We start from the raw sequence: 13,432 nt of genomic DNA, 5'->3' as shown, positions 1-13,432 counted from the left end.
CCGTTTCTAGGCGGACGGGGGGCCGGAAGGCCGCTGCGGATATCGGCGCCGGGGCGGGGCGGCCCCAGGCGCTCATCTGGGGGCACGGGGGACGGACACGTCCGGTTCCCGGTGCCGATCGCCGGTGTCGTGCCCGGCGGGAGCCGGGTGCCGCGGCTGGGGGCCCGAGGGCTGGTCGGGGCCGGGACCGCCGCTCGGCGGCGCCGGCGGGCGCGGATCGGTGCCCCCGGCCGTGCCGGGCAGCGCCGAGGCGGGGCGCGCGGCGGCCTCGGGCTCCGCCTGCAGGCGGAACCCGGGCGGCGCCGCCCCGGGGGAAGCGGCGCCGGCCGACGCCGACGGTGCGCCGCCGCCCGGCGCGGGACCGCCGGGCTCGTGCGGCAGCGGCGGGAGCGCCTGCGGCACCGGCAGGTCCTCGTCCTCGACCGGGTCGGGGGGCCGCGGGCGGCGCGGCCGCTGCGGTCCGGAGTCGGGGGCGCCGACGGGCGAGACTCGGTCCTCGCCCGCGGTGGGAGCGGGCGCGGGGGGTTCCTGGCCGGGTGCGTGGTGGGGAGCCGGCGGCTCCGCCGCGGCGGGCCGCTCGGGGTACGGGCCCGCCGCTGGCGGCGCCTGGGTCCAGGCGGGCGGGTGTCCGGCGGGCCCGGGCGGGGGCGCCTGCGCAGCCGGGGCGAGGGGCGCCGGGGACGCGTTCGGTGCCGGGGCGGCGGGCCGCTGGGCGGGCAGCGTGTTGGCGGCGCCGCAGAACCGGCACACCGGGATGATCGTGGGCTCGCCGCACCAGGAGCAGGTGGCCGGGCGCACGGTGCGGGCGGGCTCGGTCAGGGCGCGGGGGTGGGCGCTGAACGCGACGAACTCGGCGTACTTGGGCGAGCCCCAGTAGACGGGGCCGAGGGGCTGCGGCGGCAGCCGTCGGGCGGCGACCGCCTGCAGCGAGGCCAGGAACTGCTGCTCGAACGCGGAAGTGTCGAAGTGGGCGCCGCTGGAGTACAGCACCTGGACCGGGTCCTGCGGGCGGAAGGGCAGCCGGGCGGCGGTCTCGCCCTTGGGCACGCGCGCCACCTGCGGCAGGGGCGAACACAGCGCCAGATAGGTGACGCCGGGCGCGAAGGAGCCCAGGTGCTGGGGGACCGAGATGGGGATCGTCGCGAGGTTGGCGACGTTGCGCAGCCACCCCCCGGCCAAGGTGTGCCGGGGAAGCTCGTCGGCCAGCCCGGCGATCATGCCGGCCGGCAGGTACGGGCAGAGGTAGGCCAACTGGTCGGCGACGAGCGACAGCGCCAGCGGCGACAGGTCGACGTCGGCGCCCGCGACGGCGTCCTCGCGCAGCGCGCCCCGGGCGAAGGCGACCGCGCGGCGGGCGTGCTCGCGGCGCCAGCGCGGGTAGAGCGCCACGACCTTGACGCCCCGGGAGGCGTGGTGGCGGACGAAGTCGACGAAGGGTCCGGAGCGTTCGGCGAGGTCGTGACCGTCCAGGGTGAAGCGCTGCGCCTGGGCCGCGCCGAGATGCCCCGTGCTCGGGATGTCGGCGAGGAGGGCGACGACGCTGGCTGACCTGGTCTGGTCACGGGTCACAGTGACAGGCTCCCGGGGATGGGCGGTTTGATATGGACATCAAGATCGATTTTTCGGGTTGTGGACAGCGAAGGGGCAACTCGGCACTGTCCCGGCATATGGTAACGGTGGAACTCTGATCAATGGGGTGAGAGTCCGCTCTCCTGTGTATTCGCGGGGCGCCCGGCGCTCACGTGGATGCGCGGAACCGTGATCGTCCGTGCGTCGGCCGTGGACCGCGTTCGCGCCGGCGGGTAATGACCGAGTTCGGGCCCGGCGGAATCCATTCCCCCGGTGGAAAACACGGAGTGAACGGCACGGCACGCCATTCGATATTCCGTTCGCTGTTTCGCGCCGGCTGTTCATCGGGAGCGGCGCCGCGAGGGCGCACGCCGCCGGGTCCGCAGGGCGGAACCGGGCGTCGCGTGCTCCGAGCGCGCAGGTCGGCGGTCACGGCGGCTCCCTTCGCTACATGTCGGGGGCGGGCGGTGTGCCGTGCGGGCACCCGGTCGGAGGAGGCGGAGCGCAGACGAGCGCCCCCCCGGATTCGTATCGTAGCCAAGCCCTTCCGGAGCGCGCCGAGGCCCGCGTCGCCCTGTGGACAACCGGCCCCGGCTGGCCGGAAGCGGCGGTCGCTCCGCCCAGCCCCCCTGGACGACGGCCCGGCTCTCCGACCCGACGGAAGAGGTTCGTCGCCGGAGCGGATGCGGGTGGGGCGACCGGCCGGGCGGGCGGCGGGGGCCGAAGGCGGCATCGGCGCCTGTGTCATGGGGTGGCTCCTGTCCGGCGCGGGTGAGGCCGCCTGGCGCGGGACCTGCGGCCGTTGCGCGCGCGGGTTCGTGGGCGTCCGCGGTGCGTGCGAACCCTGCGTGCGGTGAGGGGGACAACTCTCCCCGTCGTCACCGGCGGTCCGGCGAGTGCCGTGGAGCGGGCGCGTATGGGGCGGTCCGCGGGTGTCTGGAGGCGGGCCTGTTCGACACCGAGGTGGCCGCACATCGTGTCCGTGGGGCGGGGAGGCGGCTATAGCGAGGGTCGTCGCGCGCGAGCCTGCGCGCGTCCGCGGAGGGGTCGCCGCGGGCGCGGATGCGGGTGGGGCGACCGGCCGGGCGGGCGGCGGGGGCCGAAGGCGGCACCGGCGCCTGTGTCATGGGACGGGTCTTGTCCGGCGCGGGCGAAGCCGCCTGGCGGGACGCGTCGCCGAGGGGGCGCCGAGGTGTGCGGGCGCGGTGTCCGCCGTGCCGCAACGAGAAAAGCCCCGCGCCACGGAACCGTGAGCGCGGGGCTTTCGCCTGGGGTGAGTGAGGGGACTTGAACCCCCGACTTCTTGGACCACAACCAAGTGCTCTGCCAACTGAGCTACACCCACCATGAGCGCCGACCGGAGTGTTCCCCGTCCTGCGTCCGGATTAGATTCTAGCCCACTCGCGGGTGTGCTCCGATCAGCTTTCCGCCTCGGCGGAGCGCTGCTGCTCCAGGCGCCCCGTCCCGCCTGCGGCGACGTCGGCCGCGACGGCCCGCGCCGTCGTGCTGTCGGGGCCGGGAGGCGCGACGAAGGCCGCGGCGCGGTAGTAGCGCAGCTCGCGGATGCTCTCGGTGATGTCGGCCAGCGCCCGGTGGCCGCCGTGCTTCTCGGGGCTGGCGTAGTAGATCCGCGGGTACCAGCGGCGCAGGAGCTCCTTGATGCTGGAGACGTCGACCATCCGGTAGTGCAGGAACTCGTCGATGCGCGGCATGTCGCGGGAGATGAAGAGCCGGTCGGTGGCGATGGAGTTGCCGCACAGCGGCACCTTCTTCGGCTCGGGCACGTAGCGCTGGATGTGCTCCAGGACGCGGTCCTCGGCCTCCTTCAGCGTGACCCCGCTGTCGAGCGCCTCCAGCAGGCCGGAGGTGGTGTGCATCTGCGTGACGAACTCGCCCATCTGGTCCAGGGCCGCCTTCGGCGGCTTGATGACCACGTCGATCCCCTCGTCGAGCTGGTTCAGCTCGCTGTCGGTGATCAGGCAGGCCACCTCGATCAGCGCGTCGTTCTCGAGGTCGAGCCCCGTCATCTCGCAGTCGATCCACACCAAGCAGTCGTTCATACGGGCCAGCTTAAGCCGTTTCACCGTGCGTCCGACCCGCTGCGCCCGGCCCGCAGCCGCCGGGAACCCGGCGCGGGCGGTCGCGCAGCGCGTGCGGAGGTGCGCCGTCCGTGAGCGGAAGCGGGTGCGCGAAGGCGCCGCGCGGCGGCCGGACGGCGGCGCCCGGCCCGGGCGCGGGGCAGCGGACCCGCACCTGCGGAATCCGGTGGAGGGAGGGGCGCCGCGCGGTCACAGGTAGATGCCGAACTGACTGAGGAAGTCGATGCGGCCGGTGTACTGCAGGTAGCCGACGGCGCACACCGCCGCCACCACGAGCAGCACCACGAAGAAGAAGCAGCCCAGGCATCCGCCGCAGCCGCTCTTCTTCTTGCGCCGGCGGGGCTGCTGCGGCTGCTGCGGCGGAGGCGGCGGACCGGGGCGGCCCCACGGGCTCTGGCCCCCGGAGGGTCCGCCCCACTGCTGGGGTCCCTGCGGGCCGTTCGCCGGGTAGCCGCCCGGACCGGCCGCGTGCGGGGGCCGCGCGGCGGGCGGCGGGTAGCCGCCGGGCACCGGGCCTCCCGGGTAGCCCTGCGGAGCCGGCTGCTGCCCGCGCTTGCGGCCGCGCCGGGCCGGAGGCGGGGGTGCCGCGGGCGGCGGATAGCCGGGGGGCGGCCCCTGCTGCGGGTATCCGCCCGGAGCCGCTGCGGGACCGTATCCCTGCTGCTGACCCGAGGGGCCGGGGTAGGCGGGCGGCGGCGCGCTGTAGCCCTGCTGGGGTCCGGACGGCGCCGAAGGCGGGGGATAGGCGGGAGCCGGAGGGCCGCCCGGCGCCGCGGGCCGCCCGCCGGAGGGGGAGTGGGGCTGCTGGGGACCCGACGCCGGCTGCTGGGGGCCGGACAGAGGAGCCTCCGGCGCCTGCTGCCGCGGTGCGGATCCCGCGCCCGAGGCCGGATCCGAGCCCGAGGCCGGGTCCGGGGCGGCGGTGGAGGCGCCGGGGGCGGCGGCGCCGGCCTCGCCGGACGGCGCCTGCGGGCTCTGCTCGGCCGACCGGGCCTGCTGCCGGGCCTCCTCGGCGCGCCGCGCGTTCTCCTCCTCGGCGCGCTTGGCCTGCTCCTCCGCGCGTTGGCGGGCCTCGACGGCGGCCTGCTTGCGCTGCTCCTCCTGGCGCTGCTTGCGCTCCTCCGATATCTCCGACCAGCCCTCACGGAGGTTGCCGAAGAGCTTGTTCAGGCTGAACCGCTTCTTCCCGCCCTCCTCGTCGGAGCCCGCAGCCGCGGCGCCCGCGGCCCCTGCCGCGCCGGTGCCCATGGTCAGCCCCGCGTCGCCGGGGTTGAAGACGGCGGTGCGGGGCGCGTCGCCGCCCTCGCCGCCGGGCCGGTCGCCGCGGAGGTCGTCGGTGGGCTCGTCGTTGTCCCGGAACGGGTCGATGCGCATGGTCGAGCCGGCTGCTGGGGCGGCCGGGGCGTCATCGGCGGGCCTGTCGGACGGAAAGGCGCCGCCCGCGCCCGCGACGGCGGTGGAGTCGGGGTCGAAGCGCGCGGTGGCGTCGGCGGGCGGCCGGCCGCCGGGACCGCCGGCGTCCGGCCCGGACCGGTCGGCTCGGCCGGATTGGCCGGATGCGGCCGGAGGGTCGATGCGCATGGTGGAGTCGCCGCCGGCGAGGTCGGCGGTGGGTTCCTCGTCGTCTTGGCCGGTGCCGGCTCCGGACCACTGGCCGGGGTCGATGCGCATGGTGCTGGGTTCGTCGCCGATGCCGGGGCCGGTCGGCTGAGCGGGCGCGGCGGGGGAGTCCTGCGCGGACGGGGGATCGATGCGCATGGTGGAGCCGCCGGAGAGGTCGGCGGTGGCCTCGTCCTCCTCCCACGCTTGTGCCGCCGGCGCCTGCCCGGCGCCGGGCGTGGGGGGCCCGCCGCCGGCGAGGTCGGCGGTGGGTTCCTCGTCGTCTTGGCCGGTGCCGGCTCCGGACCACTGGCCGGGGTCGACGCGCACGGTGCTGGGCCCGTCGTCCGCGGGCGGCGCGGACGCGGGACCCAGGTCAGGCGCTGTCGCCTCGTCGTCCCCGCCCCGTCCGCCGAGGTCGGCGGTCGGTTCGCCGTCCTCGTCCGCGGTCGCGGCCGCCCCCTGCAGCTCGGACAGCGAGCGCACGTGCTGCGTCCACTCGTCTCCGTTCCACCAGCGGAGGAGGTCCTGCCCGCCCTGCGGATCCGCGTACCAGCCCGGCTCGATCGATCCACCCATGGCGGACAGACTAAAGGGTGTGCGGACCGGCCCCGACCGGCTGTCCCCGGTGCGCTCAGCCGCGCGCCGCACCGGCGTAGTGCCGCTCACCGTTGGCGCTGTGCTCGATGGCGGGCAGCGCCTGCGGCTGGGGCGGCGGTGCGGTGAGGGAGCGTGCACGCCCCGGCGGCTCGGGCGGTTCCAGCAGCCGGTGCGGGGATACGGCGCCGGGGGAGGGCGACTGCGCCCCGGGCACCTGGGAGTGGCCGAAGTGGCCGCCGCGCGCCCATAAGCGCTCGTCGCAGCCCCGTGTGCGCGGGTGCGCAGGTGCGGCCGCGGGTGCGCCCGCCGGCCAGCGCCGGGCGACGCCCCAGGAGTCCAGCCAGCGCAGGATGGGGGCCAGGTCGCACATCGGGGAGTCGGTGAACGGGGCGTAGGACCATCCGATCACCGTGACCACGATGCAGACGCGCCCTTCGCATGCCCGGTCGGGCGCGCCCGCGGTGAGCTCGCCGGCGGCGGGGGCGGTCGCCGGAAGCAGCTGGACGGTCTCGCCCGTGCGGGGGTTCCACACCAGGTGCCCGAGGCGGCCGTCGCCGGCCAGGCGCTGGGCCACCGCCCGTGCGGTGAGGGCGGCCGGGTCCGACTCGGTCGTCAGCCAGACCGCGCGCGGAGCGCCTCCCTGCAGATGCGCCCCCGCCGGGCCTGCGCAGGGAACTCGTTTGGCACCCGGCATCCAAGCTTTGACCACAGCTGCCACCTCTCACCGCTCCATCGCGTTCCGACCCCCTTTGAGTACGTGAAGCGGAGGGCTAAGTCCATAGGGTGCGCGCGGTGGGCAAGGATGGTCTATCCGTGGCGCTTGACTCCGCAAGCGCGCGCCCGTCCCGCCCCCGCGGAACGGAGGGCGGGACGGGCGCGCACGTGCTCTGGGCCTGGCCGCGTCAGGCGCCGTCGCCGGTGTCGAGGCGGTGCGAGAACGCCTGCAGGAAGATGTCGCCGATCTCCGCCGGGTTCTCCGTGGTGTAGGAGGCGCCGCCGGTGATGTCGGTGATCTTCTGGAGGGGCTCCTCGTCGATGTCGGGGCCGAAGGCGATGGTGAACACCGGGATCGGCTTGACGGGCGAGGACTCCTCCTCCAGCTTCGAGGCCAGCTCGTCCAGGCTGATGCTGTCGGGGTCGTCGTTGTTCCCGTCGGTGAGCATCAGGATGGCGTTGACGCGGTCGGCCTTGTAGGTGCGCGACATCTCCCGGTAGGCCGCCAGGTAGGTGTCGTAGAGGCCCGTGTCGCCGTCGGGGACGGGCTGGATGGAGCCCCACGCGTCGGTCAGGGCCTCCATCTGGGTGGTGCCGTCCTCGACCTCGGCCGTCAACTCGCGGATGGGCAGCACCTCCTCGTAGTCGAGGTCGTCGTTGATGCCGACGGAGAAGCGCCACATCCCGAGCTCGGAGCTCTCGGGGAACAGCTGGAGTCCCTCGACGGCCGCCGCGGCGGTGATCTGCATCCGGTTCATCCCGGTGCCGGGCACCGGTTCCAGCATCGACCCCGAGACGTCGACGATCGTCAGCAGCCGGGAGTCGAGCTTGAGCCGGTTCCAGGCCTGCGCGAGCTGCTGCACATCCTTGGTGGAGGGGGTGGGCAGCTCCTGGGGCGCCGCCGCCTGGAAGCCCGCCTTCTCGGTGAGCACGTCGCCGTCCGCCTCGCCGTCGGCGGTACGGAATCCGTCCCGAAGCAGCGTGTTCTGCGCGGAGTTGCGGGTCAGCGCCTCGCGGAACAGCTCGGCGGCCTGCGAGACCACCGGGTCGGAGCTGCGGTCGATGTAGGGGTAGTCGAGGGTGTACGTGCCGCCCTCGGGATAGTCGACCTGCGCCGCGGCGTCGCTGTGCTCCTGGTTGTACCGCCAGGCGGCCTGCTCCGAGAGCACGAGCAGGCTGGAGGCCTCGGGGTTCTCGGCGAGCTGGTCGAACGCGGCCTGCTGGTCCTCGGCCACGCTGCGCTGGAGGGTCTGCAGTGCGGCGACGAGCTGGGGCCGCCCTTCCTCCTCCTGGCCGATCGCGCCGGCGACCAGGGAGAGCGTGGCCATGCCCGAGGAGCTGCGGATGGGGTCGACCAGCTGGACCTGCGGCCCCTCGGAACCCAGGTCGGAGGCCGAGGTCGGCACCAGCTCGTCCCACGAGGGCCGCTCGTCGGGGCCCTCGGCCTCGGCGGGGCGGGCGAGCACCAGCGGCGAGGTGGCCACGGAGGTGCCGGTGTCGGTGAAGCCGGCGTCGCCGCCGGAGTCGCCCTTGACCAGGTTGGGCCACAGCGAGGAGTCGGGGATCCACACGTCGGACTCGGTGCCGCCGGAGGCCGGTCCCGCGCCGGTGATGCCATAGGTGATGCTGGCCGACTCGGCCGCGCGGATCTCGGCGCTGACGCAGCGCCCCTCGACGCCGTCGTTGTCGGCGTTGAAGTCGGCCGCGACCTCCTTGAGGGCGGGGGCGATCTCGGGGGCGGCGGCGACGCTGAGCTCGACGTCCTGGCCGCCGCAGCCGCCGCTGGTGTTGAGCACGTACCAGCCGGTGACGCTGAGGCCGATGACGATCGCGAAGGCGGCCGCGAGCGCGGTGAAAGCGCGCCCGCGCCGGCGACGGCGCCGGCTGCGGCCGGAGGGCCGCCGCTCGGGGCGGTCCCAGCTGCCCGCTCCGTCTTCATGTGTTCCGCTATGGCGTCCCAAGGTGTTCCTCACGGGGGTCTGTTACCTGGAGGGGGTGCGGTCTGAACGGTACTGAACTCGACATCTCAGGGTGAAGGATCACTAAAAGGGCGGATGGTGGCATACCGACTGCCTGGCGATCATGATCGCGACCGTGATTCCGCCCGTGGCGACGGGAAGGACGATGGTCGCACCGGCCGGCACCGCACAAGGCGGGCGGATGATACCGCGCGTAACACCGTTACCCGATCGTAACCGGTTTCCGGGGTGCCTCTCAGGCATCGCGCTTCATCCGGGCTTATCGGCCGCAGTCGGGCACGCACAGCCGGCGTGAGATCGAGCTGAGGAAGATGTCGCCGATCTCGTCCGGATCGTCGGCGACCGAGAGCGTACCGCTGGTGGCGGCGGCGATGTCGGCCAGCTCCTCGCGGTCGGTCTGGTCGCCGAAGGCGATGATGAACAGGGTCACCGGGCGCTCGGGGTCGAACGAGTCCTGCAGCGCCGCCACCAGCTCATCGGCGGAGATGTCGCTGGAACCGCCGTCGCGCCCGGCGGTCAGCACGATGACGCTGTTGATGCGGTCCTCGCGGTAGGAGGCCGACACGGTCTCGTGCGCGGCCAGGATGTTGTCGTACAGCCGCGGCTCGCCGCCCCGCGACTCGATCCCCTCGGCGATGTCCTGCAGCTCCTCGCGGCGGGTCGTGCCGTTCCCGCGGTCGGCGGCGCCCAGCCGGGCGAGCCCTTCGACCTCCTCGCGGCCGGAGTCGCCGTAGTCGCTGGAGAGCAGCCACAGCCCCAGTTCGGTGTTGTCGGGGAACAGCGACAGGCCCAGTTGGGCGGCCCGGCGGGTCACCGCCAGCCGCGTGGTGTCCTGGCCGTCGAGGCCGGCGCGCATGTAGCGCGAGACGTCGGCCAGCACCAGCGAGCGCGAGGGCATCGACAGCCGGTTCCAGTCCTCCACCGACGACAGCAGGGCGTCACCGGTCAGCTCGCCGTGGGTCTCGGGCCGCTCGGCGCGGATGCCGCGGGCGGACTGCAGCGGGGCCGAGGCGGTGCCGTCGGGCTCGCGGAAGCCCATCGCGCGCAGCCGCTCGCGGTAGGGGTCGGTGCGCAGGATGGACCACAGGTCCTCGGCGGCGCTGCGCATGGCCGGGTCGTCGCTGGTCGAGACGAACGGGTAGTCCAGACTCACCGTCCCTTCCCGGGGATAGAGGGCCCGCAACGGGGTGGCGGGGCTGTCGCCGTTGTAGTCGATCACGGCACGCTCCGGCAGCACGGCCAGCGGGGCCGGACCGGCGGGCACCGGGTAGACGGCGGCGGGGTCGACCTCGCCGAAGGCGGTGTCGGGCTGGGCGTCGCGCACGAAGTCGGTCATGGCGGTATCGGCGTCGTCGCCGCTGCCCAGTTCGCGGCGCACGGCGTGCATCGCCGCCATGCCGGCCGCGCCGCGGTTGGGGTCGACCATCACCAGCGGGCGCGCGCCGCCGGGCCGCTCTCCGGGCCGGAGCATCTCCCAGGAGGCCGCCCCGGGATCGGGCAGGCCCTCGGTGTCCTCGGGTGCGGCGATCACCACCGGCGTGGAGGCCAGCGAGCGCGGATCGGGGTCGATGGTGCGCGCGCCCGACGCGGAGACGCGGGCGAGCTCCACCCAGGCGGAGGACTCCGGCACCCACACGTCGGGGGCGATCTCCGAGCGGCCGGTGGGCCCGCCGGAGACCTCGGTCATGACGCGGTGCGGCGGGACCTCGGCGGCCTGGGCGAACACGCACACGCCGGAGTACTCCCGGCCGCCTTCGTTGAACCGTTCTGCGGCCTGCTGGAGCACCGGAGCGATGCTCAGCGCGGCGGCGATGCGCAGATACCGCGTCTCACCGCACCCGGCGTAGCGCACGGCCGCGGGCACCGCCACGGTCAGCGCGGCGATGAGCACCAGGGCCGCGGCGGTGAACCCGAGGGGGGACCGCAGTGCGATGCGGGTGCGGGATGGCTGGCGGTGTCGTCCGTTGGGCACGTGCTCTCCGGGGTGAAGCGGTGGGGGCGAGCGGGGGCGGCGGGTCCGGTGCGGGGATGCGGGCGCCGGTGGGGCGGGGGCTGGGGCAGCGTGCGTTCTGTGCCGGAGCCGCAGGCCCCGCGGGCGGTTCGCGGGGCCCGGGGCGGAGGCGGTGTTCCGGCCCGTGACCTTACTCGTTGGTAATGGCGGGAGAGAAGTGCCACAGTGCGGACAGGACCGAACCAAAGCCCCCAGTGGCCACTCTTACCGGACATGGCTAGTATGCGTACTCGGCTCAGACCGGTATCTTGCCGTGAGCGTGCCCCCTCCGTCGGGGATTGCCCGACGCGGCCCGCTCCGGGACACCGGTTCCCCGGTGCGAGAGACGCTTTCCGGGGTATCGCGGAAGACATGGGCGCACAGAGGCGCAGCGGAATCTCCTCCCGCCGTCGCACTGTGTGGCGATCCGACTTCCTAGAGTGGCGACTATGGTGAAGCTGAACCCCCGCCGCGGGGTGCTCGGTTCCTTCGGGACGACGGTGCTCGGCGCTCTCTGCCTGGGCGGGGCCCTCTCCTACGGCGTCGCCGTCGGCGGCTCCCTCATGGCCCCCGAACCGGCGCCGGCGACCGAGTCCGCGGTCAACGCCGTGAGCGACCTCGGCTCCTCGCCCGCGCCGCCGGTGGGCAAGCTGCGCATCAGCGTCGTCGACGAGGGCCGTGCCTACGTGCAGAACCTCACATGCGAAGGCGACCCCCGAAGCGACCCGGCGGCCTGCGCCGAGATCGCGCAGGTGGCCGCCGAATGGGCCGCCGGATCGGCCAGGGGCAGCGCCGACAACCCCTTCGCCGAGGTCGCTCCGGGCGCCGTGTGCACCGACCGTTCCTACGGGCCCCAGAAGGCCGAGATCACCGGCGTCTGGGAGGGCCACAAGATCGACACCGAGGTCGACCGGTCCGACTCCTGCCAGGAGGCCCGCTGGCAGCGGCTGCGCCCGGTGACCAAGCCGCTCGGCTGACCCGCGCCCCGACCGGGCGCACCCCTGCGTCAGCGGCCCGGGCTCCGGCGTCCGATAATCGGTGGCCATGGACGTCATCGAGGTGCCCGACCCCGGCGACCCGCGCCTGGCCGACTACTTCCGGTTGCGCGACGTCAACCTGCGCAAGAGCATCGAGGCCGAGCACGGGCTGTTCATGGCCGAGGGCGACAAGGTCATCCGGCGGGCGCTGGCGGCCGGTTTCGCGCCCCGCTCGCTGCTGCTGACCCGGCGCCGGCTGGAGGCGCTCGCCGACCTCGCCGCGGAGGTCGACGCCCCCGTCTACGTCGTCGGCGACGCCGCCGTCGAGCGGCTCACGGGCTTCGACGTCCACCGCGGCGCCCTGGCCTCCTTCCACCGCCGCCCGCTGCCCGAACCCGGCGACGTGCTGAGGGGCGCACGCCGCGTCGTGGTGCTGGAGGACGTCCTCGACCACACGAACGTCGGCGCGATCTTCCGTAGCGCCGCCGGCCTGGGCGTGGACGCGATCCTGCTGGCCCCCCGCTGCGCCGACCCGCTCTACCGCCGCTCCGTCAAGGTCTCCATGGGCGCGGTCTTCGCCCAGCCCTACAGCCGCCTCACTGACTGGCACGGCGGCCTGGACGAGCTGCGCGGGCGCGGCTTCCGCCTCCTCGCCCTGACACCCGGCCCCGGCGCCGTCCCGCTCGCCGACGCGCTGGTGCGGGAAGCGGACGCACCCGTGGCGCTGATGCTCGGCAGCGAGGGCGACGGGCTCTCCTCCCGCTGGCTGGACCAGGCGGACGCCGGTGTGCGCATCCCCATGGCCGGGCGCGAGGTCGACTCGCTCAACGTGACGGCCGCCGCCGCCATCGCCTGCTACGAGCTGACGCGCCCCGCGGGGGGAGCCGCCTGAGCGCGGGGTGCTACAAGTGGGCGGAGCGGGCGCGGACCGCTGAACGCGAACGGGACGACGGGACGAGCAGTGGGGGAGACATGGCCGAACGCGTACTGGTGCCCTGGGAGCAGAACCTGGAGAACGCGCCCGAGGGCGTCGCCGGCGACGTCTTCGACGGATCCGGTGAGCCCGCAGCCGACCTGTCCCGGGTCGCCTTCTGGGTGGTCCCCTACGGCCGCACCCAGCGCCTGGACCTGATGGCGCGCATGCCCGGCCTGCGCGTCGTCCAGCTGCTCACCGCCGGATACGAACGGGCGCTGGAGCACCTGCCCGCGGGCGTCGAGCTGTGCAACGGCCGCGGCCTGCACGACGCCAGCACCGCCGAGCACGCACTGGCCCTGGTCCTGGCCGCGCAGCGGGAGCTGCCGCGCTGGGCCGGCGACCAGGCCGCCCAGCGCTGGGAGCCCCACTACACCCGCTCCCTGGCCGGGACGCGGGTGCTCATCGTCGGCTACGGCAGCATCGGCGCGGCCCTGGAGGCGCGGCTCGTGCCCAACGAGTGCGAGGTCGTGCGGGTCGCCCGCCGCGGACGCCCCGACCAGGGCGTGCACGGCATCGACGCGCTGCACCGGCTGCTTCCCGACGCCTCGATCGTGGTGCTGACCGCTCCGCACACCCCCGAGACCGAGGGCTTGATCGGCGCCCCCGAGCTGGCGCTGATGCCCGACGACTCCCTGGTCGTCAACGTGGGGCGCGGCGCCCTGCTGGACACGGCCGCACTGCTGGCCGAGAAGGGGCGCGTCCGCGCCGCCCTCGACGTCACCGACCCCGAGCCGCTGCCCGCGGGCCACCCGCTGTGGGAGGCCCCCGGCGTGTTCGTCACCCCGCACGTGGCAGGGGGATCCGACACCTTCTACCCGCGCGCGCGGCGCTTCGTCGACGAGCAGCTGCGGCGCTGGGCGGGCGGCGAACCCCTGGCCAACGTGGTGCGGACCGGCGGCTGAGCCGCCGCGCCGCTTGGGAACCGTCAC

General features: G+C 74.7%; 9 protein-coding genes and 1 tRNA gene. 3 read left to right on the top strand and 7 right to left on the bottom strand.

Translation table 11 applies throughout. The features are described from left to right. Positions 1-72 precede the first annotated feature (72 nt). The 7 genes from ABD284_RS13625 to ABD284_RS13595 form a co-directional block, all read right to left on the bottom strand. A complete protein-coding gene (locus ABD284_RS13625) occupies positions 73-1,569 on the bottom strand; it encodes a hypothetical protein (RefSeq protein WP_344143316.1) in 1,497 nt (498 codons plus the stop codon). A gap of 1,269 nt (positions 1,570-2,838) precedes the next feature. Next, positions 2,839-2,914, bottom strand: a tRNA-His gene (locus ABD284_RS13620). Between the two features lie 73 nt (positions 2,915-2,987). Next, a complete protein-coding gene (gene orn / locus ABD284_RS13615) occupies positions 2,988-3,629 on the bottom strand; it encodes an oligoribonuclease (protein ID WP_344143314.1) in 642 nt (213 codons plus the stop codon). A gap of 228 nt (positions 3,630-3,857) precedes the next feature. Next, a complete protein-coding gene (locus ABD284_RS13610; RefSeq protein WP_344143313.1) occupies positions 3,858-5,846 on the bottom strand; it encodes a DUF2510 domain-containing protein in 1,989 nt (662 codons plus the stop codon). Positions 5,847-5,901: 55 nt separating this feature from the next. Next, complete coding sequence (locus ABD284_RS13605; protein WP_344143311.1) at positions 5,902-6,576, bottom strand: hypothetical protein; 675 nt, start codon at positions 6,574-6,576, stop codon at positions 5,902-5,904. Between the two features lie 193 nt (positions 6,577-6,769). Continuing rightward, on the bottom strand, positions 6,770-8,554 hold the full coding sequence (locus ABD284_RS13600) for a substrate-binding and VWA domain-containing protein (RefSeq protein ID WP_344143310.1): 1,785 nt from the start codon (positions 8,552-8,554) through the stop codon (positions 6,770-6,772). Between the two features lie 265 nt (positions 8,555-8,819). Next, complete coding sequence (locus ABD284_RS13595; protein WP_344143309.1) at positions 8,820-10,532, bottom strand: substrate-binding domain-containing protein; 1,713 nt, start codon at positions 10,530-10,532, stop codon at positions 8,820-8,822. A 467-nt stretch (positions 10,533-10,999) separates the two neighbouring features. Between ABD284_RS13595 and ABD284_RS13590 the strand changes: the two genes are divergently transcribed. The 3 genes from ABD284_RS13590 (at position 11,000) to ABD284_RS13580 (ending at position 13,405) form a co-directional block, all read left to right on the top strand. Next, positions 11,000-11,527, top strand: a complete 528-nt coding sequence (locus ABD284_RS13590) for a subtilase-type protease inhibitor (protein ID WP_344143308.1) — start codon at positions 11,000-11,002, stop codon at positions 11,525-11,527. Between the two features lie 67 nt (positions 11,528-11,594). Further along, entirely contained in the window at positions 11,595-12,419 is an 825-nt protein-coding gene (locus ABD284_RS13585) for a TrmH family RNA methyltransferase (protein ID WP_344143306.1), read from the top strand. Between the two features lie 80 nt (positions 12,420-12,499). Next, on the top strand, positions 12,500-13,405 hold the full coding sequence (locus tag ABD284_RS13580; RefSeq protein ID WP_344143305.1) for a 2-hydroxyacid dehydrogenase: 906 nt from the start codon (positions 12,500-12,502) through the stop codon (positions 13,403-13,405). Positions 13,406-13,432 lie beyond the last annotated feature (27 nt).

This window comes from Streptomonospora arabica (assembly GCF_039531585.1).
GTDB lineage: Bacteria > Actinomycetota > Actinomycetes > Streptosporangiales > Streptosporangiaceae > Streptomonospora > Streptomonospora halophila.
The sequence above is the reverse complement of the archived record's forward strand: the minus strand, read 5'-3'. Positions and strand labels throughout refer to the sequence as shown.

What these genes read in the sequence shown, in the direction of transcription:
- ABD284_RS13580 (WP_344143305.1), top strand. Translation starts at nt 12,500, where the DNA reads ATGGCCGAACGCGTACTGGTGCCCTGGGAGCAGAACCTGGAGAACGCG.
- ABD284_RS13585 (WP_344143306.1), top strand. Translation starts at nt 11,595, where the DNA reads ATGGACGTCATCGAGGTGCCCGACCCCGGCGACCCGCGCCTGGCCGAC.
- orn (WP_344143314.1), bottom strand. Translation starts at nt 3,629, where the DNA reads ATGAACGACTGCTTGGTGTGGATCGACTGCGAGATGACGGGGCTCGAC.
- ABD284_RS13590 (WP_344143308.1), top strand. Translation starts at nt 11,000, where the DNA reads ATGGTGAAGCTGAACCCCCGCCGCGGGGTGCTCGGTTCCTTCGGGACG.
- ABD284_RS13610 (WP_344143313.1), bottom strand. Translation starts at nt 5,846, where the DNA reads ATGGGTGGATCGATCGAGCCGGGCTGGTACGCGGATCCGCAGGGCGGG.